General features: G+C 71.5%; 10 protein-coding genes. 4 read left to right on the forward strand and 6 right to left on the reverse strand.

Going from position 1 to position 14,550, the window contains the following annotated elements; genetic code table 11:
* Window positions 1–14: 14 nt before the first annotated feature.
* Window positions 15–569, reverse strand: a complete 555-nt coding sequence (locus tag FBZ83_RS12470; protein WP_145682987.1) for a Uma2 family endonuclease — start codon at window positions 567–569, stop codon at window positions 15–17.
* Window positions 570–627: 58 nt separating this feature from the next.
* Window positions 628–3,312: a bifunctional acetate--CoA ligase family protein/GNAT family N-acetyltransferase gene (locus FBZ83_RS12475; RefSeq protein ID WP_145682989.1), complete on the reverse strand. Its 2,685-nt coding sequence runs from the start codon at window positions 3,310–3,312 to the stop codon at window positions 628–630.
* Between the two features lie 299 nt (window positions 3,313–3,611).
* On the opposite strand from FBZ83_RS12475, the gene FBZ83_RS12480 reads away from it, so the two are divergent.
* Complete coding sequence (locus FBZ83_RS12480; RefSeq protein WP_145682990.1) at window positions 3,612–4,553, forward strand: L-lactate dehydrogenase; 942 nt, start codon at window positions 3,612–3,614, stop codon at window positions 4,551–4,553.
* Between the two features lie 91 nt (window positions 4,554–4,644).
* Here FBZ83_RS12480 and ppa read toward each other — a convergent pair whose 3' ends face one another.
* Window positions 4,645–5,202, reverse strand: a complete 558-nt coding sequence (ppa, locus tag FBZ83_RS12485; RefSeq protein WP_035670072.1) for an inorganic diphosphatase — start codon at window positions 5,200–5,202, stop codon at window positions 4,645–4,647.
* Window positions 5,203–5,350: 148 nt separating this feature from the next.
* Between ppa and FBZ83_RS12490 the strand changes: the two genes are divergently transcribed.
* Window positions 5,351–7,174 carry an extracellular solute-binding protein gene (locus FBZ83_RS12490; RefSeq protein WP_145682992.1) on the forward strand — a complete coding sequence of 608 codons (1,824 nt, stop codon included), beginning with the start codon at window positions 5,351–5,353 and terminating at the stop codon, window positions 7,172–7,174.
* Here the strand turns inward: FBZ83_RS12490 and FBZ83_RS12495 are convergent.
* The 3 genes from FBZ83_RS12495 to FBZ83_RS12505 all read right to left on the reverse strand — a co-directional run bounded on the left by FBZ83_RS12495 (window position 7,129) and on the right by FBZ83_RS12505 (window position 10,336).
* Window positions 7,129–7,860 (reverse strand): AAA family ATPase, encoded by a 732-nt coding sequence (locus FBZ83_RS12495; protein ID WP_145682995.1) that lies wholly within the window; start codon window positions 7,858–7,860, stop codon window positions 7,129–7,131. The genes FBZ83_RS12490 and FBZ83_RS12495 overlap by 46 nt on opposite strands.
* Before the next feature lie 120 nt (window positions 7,861–7,980).
* On the reverse strand, window positions 7,981–9,522 hold the full coding sequence (ubiB, locus tag FBZ83_RS12500) for a 2-polyprenylphenol 6-hydroxylase (RefSeq protein ID WP_247888276.1): 1,542 nt from the start codon (window positions 9,520–9,522) through the stop codon (window positions 7,981–7,983).
* Between the two features lie 4 nt (window positions 9,523–9,526).
* Window positions 9,527–10,336 carry a class I SAM-dependent methyltransferase gene (locus FBZ83_RS12505; protein ID WP_247883174.1) on the reverse strand — a complete coding sequence of 270 codons (810 nt, stop codon included), beginning with the start codon at window positions 10,334–10,336 and terminating at the stop codon, window positions 9,527–9,529.
* 161 nt (window positions 10,337–10,497) lie between these two features.
* Between FBZ83_RS12505 and FBZ83_RS12510 the strand changes: the two genes are divergently transcribed.
* Both FBZ83_RS12510 and FBZ83_RS12515 read left to right on the forward strand, forming a co-directional pair.
* Entirely contained in the window at window positions 10,498–12,390 is a 1,893-nt protein-coding gene (locus FBZ83_RS12510) for a tetratricopeptide repeat protein (RefSeq protein ID WP_145682997.1), read from the forward strand.
* A 51-nt stretch (window positions 12,391–12,441) separates the two neighbouring features.
* Window positions 12,442–14,502: a tetratricopeptide repeat protein gene (locus tag FBZ83_RS12515; RefSeq protein WP_145682999.1), complete on the forward strand. Its 2,061-nt coding sequence runs from the start codon at window positions 12,442–12,444 to the stop codon at window positions 14,500–14,502.
* Window positions 14,503–14,550: the final 48 nt, after the last annotated feature.

The following is a 14,550-nucleotide window of genomic DNA, read 5'->3' on the forward strand; positions in this document are numbered from 1 at the left end:
GCTGGAGAGGGCGTCTAGAGGACGCCCTCATACAGGGCGGCCATGGGGATCTCGATCCCGCCCGAGGGGAAGCGCAGCGTCCCGCCCCCGATGACGTCGCGGACCACCCAGCTTTGTTCATCCTCGCGGTGCCACAGCTCGGCGCAGCGCTTCGTCGAGTCGAGCAGCAGGATTTCCTGCACCGACGGGATTTCCCGGTAGATCGCCAGCTTCCGGCCACGGTCGAACTGGGCGGTGGAGGGCGACAGGATCTCGACGATGATCGTCGGGTCCACTGTCCCCGGCTTGCTCGACGTCGGTCCACACGCAATGGCGACATCGGCCTGGAACCAGGCATCGTCACGATCGGGCAGGCGGATGCCGGCTTCGACCCGCGCCCGGCAGGGCGGGCGGAGACGTTTCCCGAACTCGACGACGATGTTGGCCGCGAGAAGAGCGTGCGCGTCGGACGGCGGCGCCATGGCGACGGGTTGACCGCCGTCCAGCTCATAGCGGGTGTCCGTTCCGTCGTTCCAGACGAGGAATTCCTCCACGGTCATCGGGCGGGGTGCCGGATCGCTCATGCCCATGAGTATGGCCCTCTCCCTCGCCGCTTCCAAGGGGGCGCCGTCCAGGAGGCCGCCGCGGCTATTTCGCGGCCAGCCCGCCGCCCAGCTCGATCCGCACCTCGACCACGCCGGGCTCGTCCAGGTTCTCTTTGCGGATGAAGCCGAGCGCGCGGCACATGCCGAGCATGCTGGTGTTCTCGCGCAGGACCTCGCCGTAGACCTCCCTGATCCCGCGGGAGCGGGCGTAGTCCAAAATCTTGTTCATCAGCTGGTAGCCCAGCCCCTGGCCCTTCATGTCCGACCGCACCATCACGGCGTATTCGGCGCGCAGGTTGTCGGGGTCGGCGGTGATGCGCACCACGCCGTACATGATGGTGTCGCCGGTCTCCGGGTCCGGCCCGACGGCGACCAGACCCATCTCGCGGTCGTAGTCCATCTGGGTCAGGCGGGCGGCGGCCTGGTGCGACAACCGCTTCAGCGGCGCGAAGAAGCGCAGGCGCAAGTCCTCCTGCGTCTGGTTGGCCACCATGTGGTGCACCAGCGGCTCGTCCTCCGGCAGGATGGGCCGGACGAGGAACTGGCGGCCGTCCTTGATGGTGATCCGATCCTCCAGCCCCTTGGGGTAGGGGCGGATGGCCAGACGCTTGGCGCCGGGCAGGGCCGGCACGCCGACCTTGATGCGGGCGTCGAGCGCCAGCACGCCTTCCGCGTCGGCGAGCAGCGGGTTGATGTCCAGCTCGGCGACCTCCGGGAAATCGACGATGAGCTGGGAGATCTTGTTCAGCGTCAGCGCCACCGCCTCCAGATCGACCGCGGCGCGCGAGCGGTAGCCCTGCAACTGGCGCCAGATGCGGGTGCGGCCCATCAGCTCGGTCGCCAGCTTCATGTTCAGCGGCGGCAATGCCAGCGCGTAATCCTCCACCACCTCCACCCCGATGCCGCCCTCGCCGAACAGCAGGACGGGGCCGAACAGCTCGTTCTCGGTCATGCCGACGATCAGCTCGTAGGCGTCGGCGCGCACCGCCATCTCCTGGACGGTGAAGCCCTCGATGCGGGCGTCGGGCACCGCCTCGCGCACGCGGGCCAGCATGGCCTCGGCCTCGGCCTTGACCTCCGCCGGCTCGGTCAGGTGCAGGGCGACGCCGCCGACGTCCGACTTGTGGGTGATGTCCGGCGACAGGATCTTCAGCGCCAGCGGCCCGCCGATCATCTCGGCACAGTGGGCGGCCTCCTCCGGCGTGTCGGCGCGGCGGGTGTCCACCACCGGGACGCCGTAGGCGGCGAGCACGCGTTTGGCCTCGTACTCGCTCAGCCAATCGCGCTTTTCGGCGATGGCGCGGGAGATGATCTTGCGCACCGTGATGCCGTCGGGCTGGAAATCCTCCGGCACCGATGGCGGCGTCTCCATCAGCAGCTCCTGGTTCCGGCGGTATTCCACCAGATGCAGGAAGGCGCGCACCGCGTGGCTGGGCGTGTCGTAGGTCGGGACGCGGTTGGCGGCGAACAGCTTGCGCGCCTCCGCCGCCGTGTTGTCGCCCAGCCAACTCGTCAGCACCGGGTGCTTGCGCGTCTTGTTGGCGATCATGGTGTCGACCACGGCTTGCGCGGCGGCCCGCCCGTCGGTCACCGCGGTCGGGCAGTTCAGCACCAGCACGGCATCGTTGTTGGGATCGCCCATCAGCGCGTTCAGCGCGTCGGCGTAGCGCTTGGGCGGAGCGTCGCCGCCGATGCGCAGCGGGTTGCGGGCGCTGCCGGCGCCCAGCGCCTTCTCCAGCGCGTCCATCGTCTCCGGCGCGAACTGGGCCAGCCGGCCGCCGGACAGGATCAGGCTGTCGGTCGCCATCACCCCCATGCCGCCGCCGTTGGTCAGGATGGCCAGCCGGTCGCCGGTGATCGGCGACCCGGTGCCCAGCGTGCCCACCGCGTCGAACAGCTCGTCCAGCCCGGTGACGCGCAGGATGCCGGCGCGGCGGAAGGCGGCGTCGTAGACCGCGTCGGACACCGCCAGCGCTCCGGTGTGGGAGGTCGAGGCCTCCAGCGCCTCGTCGGTGCGGCCGGACTTGATGACGATCACCGGCTTCTGGCGGGCGGCGGAGCGCGCCGCCGACATGAACTTCCGGGCGTCGCTGATGCTCTCGATGTAGAGCAGGATGGCCCGCACGGTGGCGTCGCCGGCCAGATAGTCGAGCAGGTCGCCGAAATCGACGTCCGCCTTGTCGCCCATCGAAATCAGGTGCGAGAAGCCGATCCCCCGCGCCGTCGCCCAGTCGGCGATCGAGGTCACCACCATGGAGGACTGCGCCACCAGGGCCACGTCGCCCTTCTTCGGCGTGACGTGGCCGAAGCTGGCGTTGACCCCGCGGCCCGGCACCATGATGCCCAGGCTGTTGGGACCCAGCACGCGCATCAGGTGGGGCTTTGCCGCCTCGCGCAGGGTCTGGATCTGCTCCTTGGAGAAGCCGCTGGAGATGACGATGGCCGCCTTGGTTCCGCGATTGCCCAGAGCTTCGACAGTGGCGGGCACCGTGGCGGCGGGGGTGCAGATCACCGCAAGATCCGGCGTGACCGGCAGATCGTCCACCGACTTGTAGGTCAGAACCCCCTCGACCGCGCGCTCGCCGGTCACCGGCATGATCGGGCCGTCGAACCCGGCGTTGAACAGGTTGCGGGCCACCACGGCGCCGATGGTGTTCGGCTTTCGGGTCGCCCCGATCAGGGCGATGGAGGCGGGCTTGAACAGGCGGTCGAGGTTGCGAACGGTCATGGCCGGGTTCCGGGAGTTCGTCTCACACAGCAAGGCTCGAACAGCCGCCATTCCGCTAAAGATCGGACCGGGGCCGTCGAGTTGCAATCAGCGGTAAGGAGGCAATCGCAGGACGGGAACGCGACCGATCGCCGCTCATGTTGCGGTGCAACATACACATTGGTCATACCTTTGTACAGGCGCCCTTTGTCGCGCCCCCGTCCGGAGCGGATATCCCTGCCGCTCATCGGGGCTTGAGCGGGCGGGCGTGATGCTCCACCCTGTTGACCCTCAACGGAAAAGAACAGGGAGCGGGAGCCATGAAGGTCGGGATCGTCGGGGCCGGCGCGGTGGGCGCCACGGCGGGATTCGCCATGGTGATGAGCGGTGCGGCCAGCGAGGTCGTGCTGGTCGACATGAACGAGAAGCTGGCCGCGGCCCAGGCGCAGGACATCGCCCACGCCGTACCCTTCGCCCGCGCCGCCCAGGTGCGCCAGGGCGGCTACGCGGCGCTGGCGGGGGCCGGGGTGGTCGTGCTGGCCGCCGGCGTGGCGCAGCGGCCCGGCGAGACGCGCCTGCAACTGCTGGAGCGCAACGCGGCGGTCTTCGGCGCCATCATCCCGGCGGTGCTGACGGCGGCGCCCGACGCGATCCTGCTGGTGGCGACCAACCCGCTGGACGTGATGACGCAGATCGCCACCCGCATCTCCGGCCTGCCGCCGTCGCGGGTGATCGGCTCCGGCACGATCCTCGACACCGCGCGGTTCCGCGCGCTTCTGGCCGACCGGCTGGGGGTGACGCCGAAGTCGGTGCACGCCCATGTGGTGGGCGAGCATGGCGATTCGGAAGTCCTGCTGTGGTCCGGCGCCACCGTGGCCTGCCTGCCGGTGGACCGCGGCGCCGAGCGGCTGAAGCGTCCCCTGACCGCGGAGGACCGCGCCGCCATCGACGAGGGCGTGCGCCGCGCCGCCTACCGCATCATCGACGGCAAGGGGCACACCGCCTTCGGCATCGCCGGCGGCCTGTCGCGCATCGTGGCGGCCATCGCCGGGGACGAGCGGGCGGTGCTGACCTGCTCCATCCTCAACGACGAGGTTCTGGGGGTGCCGGACGTGGCGCTGTCGCTGCCGCGGGTGATCGGCGCCGGCGGCGTCCTGGAGACGGTGATGCCCGACCTGTCGGAGGAGGAGGCGGCGGCGCTGAAGCGCAGCGCGGAGATCTTGAAGGAGGCGGTGACCTCGGTGGAGAAGTCGCTGCCCTGACGGGGAAAAGAGGAGTGGGGCCGGCCCGCGTTGCAGGACCGGCCCCGCGCTGCGGAGCCGGCCCTTGCAACCCGTCCAGTCGAGAGGCGCGTCAGACCACCGGGCCGAGTTGGCCCTTGGTGGCGGCGGCGGCGCGCTCCATGCCTTCCTGGATCTTCTTGGCGGCTTCCTGCTCGTCGCCCCAGCGCAGGATCTTCACCCACTTGCCCTTTTCCAGATCCTTGTAGTGCTGGAAGAAGTGGGCGATCTGCTCGGTGGTGATCTCCGGCAGGTCCTTGTAGGACTTCACGCTGCTGTAGAAGGGGTGCAGCTTGTCGACCGGAACGGCCAGCAGCTTCTCGTCCTCGCCGCCCTCGTCCTCCATGAACAGCACGCCGATCGGGCGCGAGCGCAGGACGGCGCCCGGGATGACCGAATGGCGGCCGACCACGCAGACGTCCACCGGGTCGCCGTCACCCGACAGGGTGTGCGGGATGAAGCCGTAGTTGCAGGGGTAGTACATGGCGGTGTGCAGGAAGCGGTCGACGAACATCGCGCCCGACTCCTTGTCGATCTCGTACTTCACCGGCTCGCCGCGCAACGGGATCTCGATGACCACGTTCACGTCCCACGGGGCGTTCTTGCCGACCGGAACCTTGCTGAGATCCATGGAAAACCATCCTTCGACTGCAAAAGCGGGTTGCGCTTGGTTGTGGACGCGGGCCAAAGCTCCCGGCGCCGCGCGCGCGGAGTTTAGGCAGATGCGGGCGTAAGTCAAAGCCACTTGCGCAGGTGCGGCAAAGGGACGAGCCTTCGCCATGCCCTGCATCCTCTTTGCGCTGCTCTGTCTCGCCTTTTTTCCCCTTGCGGCGCGGGCCGACCCCTCGCCGGGGCCCTCCCACGCCATCGCCATGCCCGCCATCGCCATGCACGGCGACCCCGCCTATCCGCCGGGCTTCGCGCATTTCGCCTACGTCAATCCCGACGCGCCGAAGGGCGGCACACTGCGCCAGGCGGTGACCGGCGGCTTCGACACGCTGAACCCCCATGTGGTCAAGGGGGTGCCGGCGCTGGGGCTTAGTTTCGTCTTCGAAACGATGCTGGCCCGCTCGTGGGACGAGCCCTTCTCGCTCTACGGTCTGCTGGCCGAGAGCCTGGAGGTGCCGGAGGACCGGAGCGCCGCCGTCTTCCATTTGAACCCCGCCGCGCGCTGGCACGACGGGACCCCGGTGACCGCCGCCGACGTGCTGTTCTCGCTGGAGGTCCAGCGCGCCCATGGCACGCCGAACCGCCGCCAGTATTACGCCAAGGTGGCGAGCGCCGAGGCGCCGGACGCGCGCACCGTCCGCTTCGCCTTCGCCCCCGGCCCGGACGGGCGTTTCGACCGCGAGATGCCGCTGCTGATGGGGCTGATGCCGATCCACGCCAAGGCGTGGTGGGCGGGGCGGGACTTCGCCGCCACGACGCTCGACCCGCCGCTGGGCAGCGGCCCCTACCGGGTCAAACAGGCGGAGGCCGGACGGCGCATCGTCTACGAGCGGGTGGCCGACTACTGGGGGCGGGATCTGCCGTCGCGGCGCGGGCTGTTCAACGCCGACACGCTGGATTTCACCTATTACCGCGACGACTCGGTGGCTCTGGAGGCGTTCCTGGCCGGCCAGGGCGACGTGCGGCGCGAATCCGATCCCGCCAAATGGGCCACCGGCTACGACGGCCCGGCGCTGCGCGCGGGGCGGATCGTGCTGGAGGACCTGCCGCACCGCCGCCCGGAGTTCGCCCGTGGCCTGATCTTCAACACGCGGCGTCCCCCGTTCCAGGACATCCGGGTGCGGCGGGCGCTCGGCCTCGCCACCGACTTCGCCTGGATCGGCAAGACGCTGTTCCACGGCGCGCTGGTCCGCACGGCGAGCTACTACCCGAATTCCGAACTGGCGGCGGAGGGCCTGCCGGGGCCGGAGGAAGTGGCGGTGCTGGAGCCCTTCCGCGACCGCCTGCCGCCGGCGCTGTTCACAGACCCCTTCACACTGCCGCGCAGCGACGGCAGCGGCCCGGCAGGGGCACGGGACAATCGGCGCGAGGCGCTGCGCCTGCTGGCCGAGGCCGGCTGGCGGGTGAGCGGCGGGCGGCTGACCGACGGGGCGGGGCGTCCCTTCGCCTTCGAAATCCTGCTGGGCAACCCGGCGGACGAGCGGGTGGCGCTGGAATACGCCCGCTCGTTGGAGCGGTTGGGCATCGCCGCCACGGTGCGCACGGTGGACAACGCGCAGTATCAGGCACGCCTCGATCATTTCGACTTCGACATGACCCTGCGCTGGTGGGTTTCCAGCCTCTCGCCGGGCAACGAGCAGCTTTACTATTACGGGTCCGAGGCGGCGGACCAGCCGGGCAGCCGCAACTACCCCGGAATCCGCGACCCGGTGGTGGACGCCATCGCCGCCTCCATCGCCGAGGCGCGGACGCGCGCCGATCTCGTGGCCCGCGTCCGCGCGCTCGACCGGGTGCTGCTGTGGGGCCATTACATGGTGCCGCTGTTCCACAGCCCGGCCGACCGCATGGCCCGCTGGTCGCGGCTGAAGCATCCGGAGGCGACGCCCCTCTACGGCCCGCTGGTCGAATCCTGGTGGATCGAAGAGGGCGGCTGAACCTCCGCGTGACCGCCATGGACCCGGTGGGCGTGCAGGATCAGGTCCGTGACGGCGTCCAGGTCGGTGAAACGGTCGGTGTTGACGATCAGGTCGTACTGCAGCGGATCGCCGTTGGAAACCTTGAAGAACTCCTTGAAATACTTGGCGCGGGCGGCGTTGACGCGCTGCACCTCGTGCAGCGCGTCGGCGACCTTGGCGGGATCGCCGCCGGCCAGCCGCGCGGCGCAGACCTCGTCCGAGCCGACGATGCGGACGCGGAAGCGCGGCGCCCCGCGCAGCAGCAAATGCGCCCCACGCCCGACGATCACCCCGCCGCGGAAGGCGATGCCGTTGACGACGCGGGTCAGCAGCCGCTGGTACTCGGTCAGCGGGTCGTGCAGCCCCATCAGGCTGGCGTAGAGGAACATCCCCGCCCGTCCCGGCAGCTTCTCGTCGAGCTGGCGCATCAGCGTCGGGTCAGAGGTGGCCGTCGCCACCACGGCGTCGAGGATCTCCTTGTCGAAGCAGGGAACCCCCAGCGACGCGGCGAGCTTCGCCGCGATCGCCTCGCCGCCGGCCCCATGCTCGCGGGCGATGGTGACGACGGGGGGCGGGGACTCCAGCGGGCCAAAGCGGGGCCGGTGCGGCTGGAGCTGGTCGGTTCGGATGTAGGTCAGAAGCGCCTGGAAGTCGTCGCGGGCCATGGCTTCCCTCCGCGAACGGTTGCGACGGTTCCAGTGTCCGGCCGGGCGGCGGCGGGGTCAACGACGCCCAAGGGGGAGGGGCACGTCGCCGCACCCCTTCCGCGCGCCGCCGAAAAGACCTTACAGCACCTTCACCGCGATCACCGTCAGCAGGACGACGATGATCCACAGGGCGACGCGCTCGCTGATCCGGCGCTCCACCCAGCGGTCGAGCATGTGCTTGATCGAGTGGGGGTGCAGGCGCAGACCGCCGTCGGCCAGTTCGGCGGCGGCGCGTTCGGCCTGGTTCACCAGCCGGGGCAGACGGCGCACCGTCGACACCATGGCCTCCAGATCGTCGAGGATCTGGGCTTCCGGCCCGCGGTTCTCCCGCATCCAATCCTCGATCAGCGGGCGCGCCAGTTCCCACATGTTGATGTCGGGGTTCAGGATGCGGCCCACCCCCTCCGCCGTCAGCATGCTCTTCTGGAGCAGGAGGAGCTGCGGCTGAGTCTCCATCTCGAACTGCTCGGTCACCGCGAAGAGCTGGGCGAGCAGCCGGCCGACGGAAATCTCGCTCAGCGGCTTGTTCTGCAACGGCTCGCCGATGGCGCGGCAGGCCTGGGTGAAGACCTCGATCGACTGGTGGCGGGGGACGTAGCCCGCCTCGAAATGAACCACCGCGACGCGGCGGTAGTCGCCGGTCAGGAAGCCGATGAGCATGTCGGCGAGGTAGGTCCGCGTCGCCCGGTCGAGCCGGCCCATGATGCCGAAATCGACGGCGGTGATGTTGCCGTCCTGGGTGACGAACAGGTTGCCCGGATGCAGGTCGGCGTGGAAGAAGCCGTCGCGGAACACTTGGTTGAAGAAGCTGGCCGAGGCCTTGGCCAGGATCTCGTCGCGGTCGTAGCCGGCGGCGTCGAGCCTTTCCGATTCGTCCACCTTGAAGCCGCGGATGCGCTCCAGCGTCAGGACGCGGCGCGCCGTGCGGTCCCAGTCGATGGTCGGGACGTTGAAGGTGGGGTCGTCCTTGAAGTTGTCGCCCAGCTCCGACGCCGCCGCGGCTTCCATCCGCAGCTCCATCTCCAGGCGGGAGGTGCGGGCGAAGGTGTCCACCACCTCGCGCGGGCGCAACCGCTTCAGCTTGGGCATGACCGCGACGGCCAGCTCGGCCAGCCAGTAGAACAGGTCGATGTCCCGCTCGAAGGCGTTCTCGATGCCCGGCCGCAGCACCTTCACCGCGACCTCCCGCCCGTCGGCGGTGACCGCGAAATGCACCTGCGCGATGGAGGCGGCGGCGACCGGCACCTCGTCGAAGCTGCGGAACAGCTTGTTGATCGGGGCGCCCAGCTCCTCCTCGACGATGGTGCGGGCCTGCGATCCTGGGAAGGGCGGCAGCTTGTCCTGAAGCTCGGCCAGATCCAGCGCCATCCGCTCGCCGACGAGGTCGGAGCGGGTGGACAGCAGCTGCCCCAGCTTGATGTAGGTCGGCCCCAGGTCGGCCAGCGCGCGGGCCAGCCGCTGGCCGACGCGGCCCGGCTCCTTGGCGTTGCCGACCCAGCGCCAGAACAGGGCGAAGCCGGGGGCGGTCTGCGGCAGCGTTTCCGGCAGCGCGTTGTAACGCGCCAGCGTGCGGCCGATCACGAAGAGGCGGCCGATGTTTCGGGCGGTCCGGAACAGCATCCGGTCAGATCCGCCAGCCGGAATGGATGGCGGCGATGCCGCCCGTCAGGTTGCGCACGCGCACCGCGCCGAAGCCCGCGGCCTCGATGCGCTTGACCATCGCCTGCTGCTCGGGGAAGCGGCGGATGCTCTCCGCCAGATAGCGGTAGCTGTCCTCGTCCCCGGCCACCACGCGGCCGAGCCGCGGCAGGACCTGGAAGGAATAGACGTCGTAGATCTCGCGCAGGACCGGAAGGACCACGTGGCTGAACTCCAGGCAGAAGAACTTTCCGCCGGGCTTCAACACGCGGCGCGCCTCGGAAAGCGCGGCGTCGATGCGCGTGACGTTGCGCAGGCCGAACGCAATGGTGTAGGCGTCCACCGAACGGGAGGCGATGGGCAGCCTTTCGGCGTCGCCGACGGTCCAGTCCACGCCGGTCAGCAGGTTCCGGTCGTAGGAGCGGTCGCGCCCGACGCGGACCATCGACTCGGTGATGTCGCAGACCACGGCCCGCCCGCCGCCGCGCTCCAGGAAGCGGAAGGCGATGTCGCCGGTGCCGCCCGCCACGTCGAGCAGGGTCATGTCGGCGCGCGGCGCCACCATCTCCATCAGCGTGTCCTTCCACAGCCGGTGGATGCCGCCCGACATCAGGTCGTTCATCAGGTCGTAGCGCCCGGCCACGCTGTCGAAGACGGCGCGGACGAGGCCGGACTTGGCGTCGGGATCGACGGGGCGGTAGCCGAACCAGTTCCCTTCGGCCCCGGCGGACACGCCGGTGGCCTGGGCCGGAGCTGCGGGCTGGGACGGGGCGGAGGGGGTGCGCGGATCGGTCATGGCGCGCAACATAGCGCGCGACCTGGGCTTGCGCCAGCCGGGGCGTTGCCGTGACGCACCCCCGGCGCGCGGTTTTTGCGGGCTTGACCCCGCGCCCCGGCTTCGCCACCGTGCCGGCCGGTGGACGATGCCAGTGGATGACGGCGGACGGACGGGGGACCATGGCCACGCTGCAGGAAGCCCTGCTGATCGCCTTCGACCTCCAGCGGGAGGGGCGCTTCGCCGAGGCCGACTCGGTCTACGGGCAGATCCTCGACGCCGTTCCCGGCCACCCGCCGGCCCTGCATCTGCGCGGCCTTCTCCTCGCCCAGTGCGGGCGGCTGGAGGAGGGATGCGCGCTGGTCGGGCAGGCCATCGCGAGCGACGGCTCCCAGCCCGACCTGCACGCCAACCACGCCAGCCTGCTGGAAGCGCTGGGCCGCTTCGGCGCGGCGGCGGAGGCGCTGTTCCGCGCCGCCGCCCTCGATCCGGAGCGGGTGGCGCTTCTCAACAATTTCGCGCTGCGCCGACTGGCCGCCGGTGATCCGGCCCCGGCGGAACAGGCGCTGCGCGCGGCGGTGGCCCTCCGGCCGGGGCTGGCCGATCCGCGCATCAACCACGCCGAGGCGCTGGATGCGTTGGGCCGCGTGGAGGAGGCGCTGGCCCAGCGGCGGATCGCCGCGCTGCTGGTGCCGGACGACGCCGCTCTGCTGGGGGCGCTGGCCCTGCGGCCCGACACCGCGGAGGCCGACCTGCGCCGCGCCCTGCGGCTCGACCCGGAACGGGCGGTGCTGTGGAACCGGCTGGGCGCGCGGTGGAAGGACCGTGGCGCGCTGCCCGCCGCCCGCAACGCTTATGAGCGCGGTCTGGCGCTGGACCCCGCCGACGGTGCCCTGTGGAACAACCGGGCCAACGTGCTCAAGGGGCAGGGCGATGCGGAGGGCGCGCGGGGCATCCTGCGGCGGGCGGCGGCGCTCCAGCCGGACTCGGCGGCCATCCGCAACAACCTTGCCGACGCCCACGCGCTCTGCGGCGACCCGGCGGCGGCGCTGGCCGAGGCGGAGGCGGCGCTCGCCCGCGATCCCGCCCTGGCCGACGCGCGGCTGGTGCGGGCCGCGGCGCTGCTGGCGCTCGGGCGTTTCGCCGAGGGCTGGGACGCCTGGGAGGACCGCTGGACCGCCGAGCCCTGGTGCCGCACCGTCGGGCGCTTCCCGCAGCCGCTGTGGAGCGGGCAGCCGTTGGGCGGCGGACGGCTGCTCGTCTGGGGGGAGCAGGGGGTGGGCGACGAGCTGATGTTCGCCACGCTGCTCCCTTTTTTGACGCAATCGTCAACAGATGAGATGCAATCATCAACAGGGGCTTTGGCGGGTTGCCTGCTGGAGTGCGACGCCCGGCTGGCACCGCTGTTCGCCCGCGCGCTGCCGGGGGTGGAGGTGGTGCCGCGCGGTCCGCAGCCGGACCCGCGCCTGTCGGCCCCGGACATCGCCGCGCAGATCCCGTCGGGCAGCCTGCCGCGCCTGCTGCTGCGCGCCGAGGAGGATTTCCGCCGGCTCCGTCCGATCCTGGCGCCCGATCCGGCGCGGGCACCGGCGCTTCGGCGGACCGGCCGGCGTCCCCTGGTCGGCATCGCGTGGCACACCACCAACCCGAAATGGGGACGCCTGCGCAACGTGCCGCTGGCCGAACTGGCCCGCCGGCTGGACGCGGCGGGCGCCGACATGGTCGTCCTGCAATACGGCGACTGGTCGGATGAGGTGGCCGCGCTGGCGGCCGACGGCGTCGCCGTCGCGCTGCCGTCCGGGCTGGACCGCAAGGACGACCTGGAGGGGCTGGCCGCGCAGATCACCGCCACCGACCTCGTCGTCACCATCGACAACGCCACCGCCCACCTCGCCGGCGCGCTGGGCCATCCGGTCTGGGTGCTGCTCGCCCACGCGGCGGACTGGCGCTGGCTGGTCGGCCGGGACGACTCGCCCTGGTACCCCTCGGCCCGCCTGTTCCGGCAGACGGCGGCGGGGGACTGGCGGGCGCCGCTGGAGGCGGTGGCCGACCGGCTGCGCGCCCTTTTCCCGTAGGTCTGCTACCCTTCGCACCCTCTACCATCCAGCGCGGACACACGCGGACACATGGCGACAATCGCGGAAGCCCTGGCCATCGCCTTCGACCATCACGAGTCCGGCCGTCTGGCCGAGGCCGAGATCCTCTATGGCCGCATCCTCGACGCCGATCCCCATCAGGCGACCGCGCTGCATCTGCTGGGCGTGCTCTACGGCCAGACGGACCGGCCGAAACTGGCGGCGGCGCTGTTCGTCGGGGCGATCGGTCTGGTCCCCGACAACCCGGGCCTGCGCTACGACCTCGCCCGCGTCCGGCTGATTCTGGAGGATGGGGAGGGTGCGGTGGCCGCCCTGCGGCGGACGTTGGCGCTCCAGCCCGACCACGCGGCGGCGCTGTTCCAGCTCGCCCTGGCCTGCCGCGGCGTCGGGCGGCACGACGAGTCGCTGCTGGCGCTGGAACGGCTCCTGACGCTCCAGCCCGACAGCCTGGAGGCGCGCTACCTCGCCGACCGGGCGGTGGCGCGGGAGGGCCGGGCGCTTCTGGAGCGGGGGGAGATCGGGCGGGCGGTGGCGCGGCTCACCCGCCCGGTGGCGGAGGCGGTGGGCGTGCCGCTCCTCTCCGCCCACGCCGCCGCCCTCTACCGCGACGGGCGGGCGGTGGAGGCCGCCCGGCTGCTGCGCGGGATTCTCGCCGTCCTGCCGGCGGAGGCCCTGGCGCTGTGGAACCTGTCGCTGGGCCGGCTCGACGGCGGCGTCGAAGGCGGCGACGCGGCGGCGGCGGAGCGGCTGGCCCGCCGCGCCCGCGCCCTGGCCCCGCAGGAGGCGGAGGCCCACGCCAAGCTGGGGCTGGCGCTGGCCGCCCAGGGCCGGCGGGCGGAGGCGGCGTTGGCCGCGCGCGCGGCGCTGGCCTGCGATCCGGCGCACGCGCCGTCCCTGTCCAACCTTGGCGCGCTGATTGTCCAGAAGGATTGCGGGCAGGCCCTGCGGCTGGCCGACCGGGCGCTGCGGCTGGCCCCCGATCTGGGCGAGGCCTGGGTCGTCCGCGGCGACGCCCTGGTGCATCTCGACCGCCCGCGGGACGCGGAGGCGGCCTTCCGCGGCGCGCTCCGCGCGGCGCCGCACCTGGTCGTCGCCCATTGGAATCTGGCGCATCTGCTGCTGCGGCTGGGCGATTACGCCGCCGGCTGGGCCGAATACGAGTGGCGCTGGCGGAGCGAGGCCCTGGCCGGGCAGCGCCGGCCCTTCCGCCAGCCGCTGTGGGACGGGGCGGACCTGACGGGGCGGACCATCCTGATCCACGCCGAACAGGGGCTGGGCGACACCATCCAGTTCGTCCGCTTCCTCGACGCGGTTCTGCGGGCCGGACCGGCGCACGTCTATCTGGAGGCGCACGGCCCGCTGCTGTCCCTGCTGGAGCGCAACACCGACCCGGGGCGGGTGACGGTGATCCCGCGGGCGCCCGACTTTCCGGGGGTGGGCGGCCTGCCCGGCACCGACGTCCAGATCCCGCTGATGAGCTTGGCCCGCCTGTTCTGCCCGAGCCTGGAGTCGATTCCCGCCCGCGTGCCCTATCTGCACCCCGATCCGCAACGCGCCGCCGCCTGGTCTGAGCGGCTGGCGGGCGAACGGCTGGCGGACGGGCAACCGACGGGTGAACCGGGGCTGCGGGTCGGGCTGGTCTGGGCGGGCAACCCGTCCTTCCACGGCGACGCCCAGCGCTCGCCCCGGCTGGCCGGGCTGCGGCCGGTGCTGGAAGTGGCGGGCGTGCGTTTCTTCGCGCTGCAGAAGGGGCCGGGGCGGGAGGATCTGGAGGGGATGGACCTGCCGTCCTCCTTCACCGACCTGGGGCCGGACATCGCCGACGTCGCCGACACCGCGGCGATCATGGCCAACCTCGACCTCGTCATCTCCTCCTGCACCGGTCCGGCCCATCTGGCCGGGGCGCTGGGGGTGCCGGTGTGGGTCGTGCTCCCGCACCCGCCGGACTGGCGCTGGCTGATGGAACGGGACGACAGCCCCTGGTACCCGACTGCCCGCCTGTTCCGCCAGACCCGGAGCGGCGACTGGTCCGGCCCGGCGGAGGCGGTGGCGCGGGCCTTGCGGAAGCTGGTGGACGGTTTGGGGGGCTGAAGGCGCCCCTTGCGTCAACCGGCGCTTCCCACCATCCTCCTTGCCATC

This window comes from Azospirillum brasilense (assembly GCF_007827815.1).
GTDB classification, from domain to species: Bacteria; Pseudomonadota; Alphaproteobacteria; order Azospirillales; family Azospirillaceae; genus Azospirillum; species Azospirillum brasilense_C.

Coding starts and splice junctions, on each gene's coding strand:
- ppa (WP_035670072.1), bottom strand. CDS start 5,202: ATGGATCTCAGCAAGGTTCCGGTCGGCAAGAACGCCCCGTGGGACGTG.
- FBZ83_RS12480 (WP_145682990.1), top strand. CDS start 3,612: ATGAAGGTCGGGATCGTCGGGGCCGGCGCGGTGGGCGCCACGGCGGGA.
- FBZ83_RS12515 (WP_145682999.1), top strand. CDS start 12,442: ATGGCGACAATCGCGGAAGCCCTGGCCATCGCCTTCGACCATCACGAG.
- FBZ83_RS12475 (WP_145682989.1), bottom strand. CDS start 3,312: ATGACCGTTCGCAACCTCGACCGCCTGTTCAAGCCCGCCTCCATCGCC.
- FBZ83_RS12490 (WP_145682992.1), top strand. CDS start 5,351: ATGCCCTGCATCCTCTTTGCGCTGCTCTGTCTCGCCTTTTTTCCCCTT.
- FBZ83_RS12510 (WP_145682997.1), top strand. CDS start 10,498: ATGGCCACGCTGCAGGAAGCCCTGCTGATCGCCTTCGACCTCCAGCGG.
- FBZ83_RS12495 (WP_145682995.1), bottom strand. CDS start 7,860: ATGGCCCGCGACGACTTCCAGGCGCTTCTGACCTACATCCGAACCGAC.
- FBZ83_RS12505 (WP_247883174.1), bottom strand. CDS start 10,336: ATGACCGATCCGCGCACCCCCTCCGCCCCGTCCCAGCCCGCAGCTCCG.
- FBZ83_RS12470 (WP_145682987.1), bottom strand. CDS start 569: ATGGGCATGAGCGATCCGGCACCCCGCCCGATGACCGTGGAGGAATTC.
- ubiB (WP_247888276.1), bottom strand. CDS start 9,522: ATGCTGTTCCGGACCGCCCGAAACATCGGCCGCCTCTTCGTGATCGGC.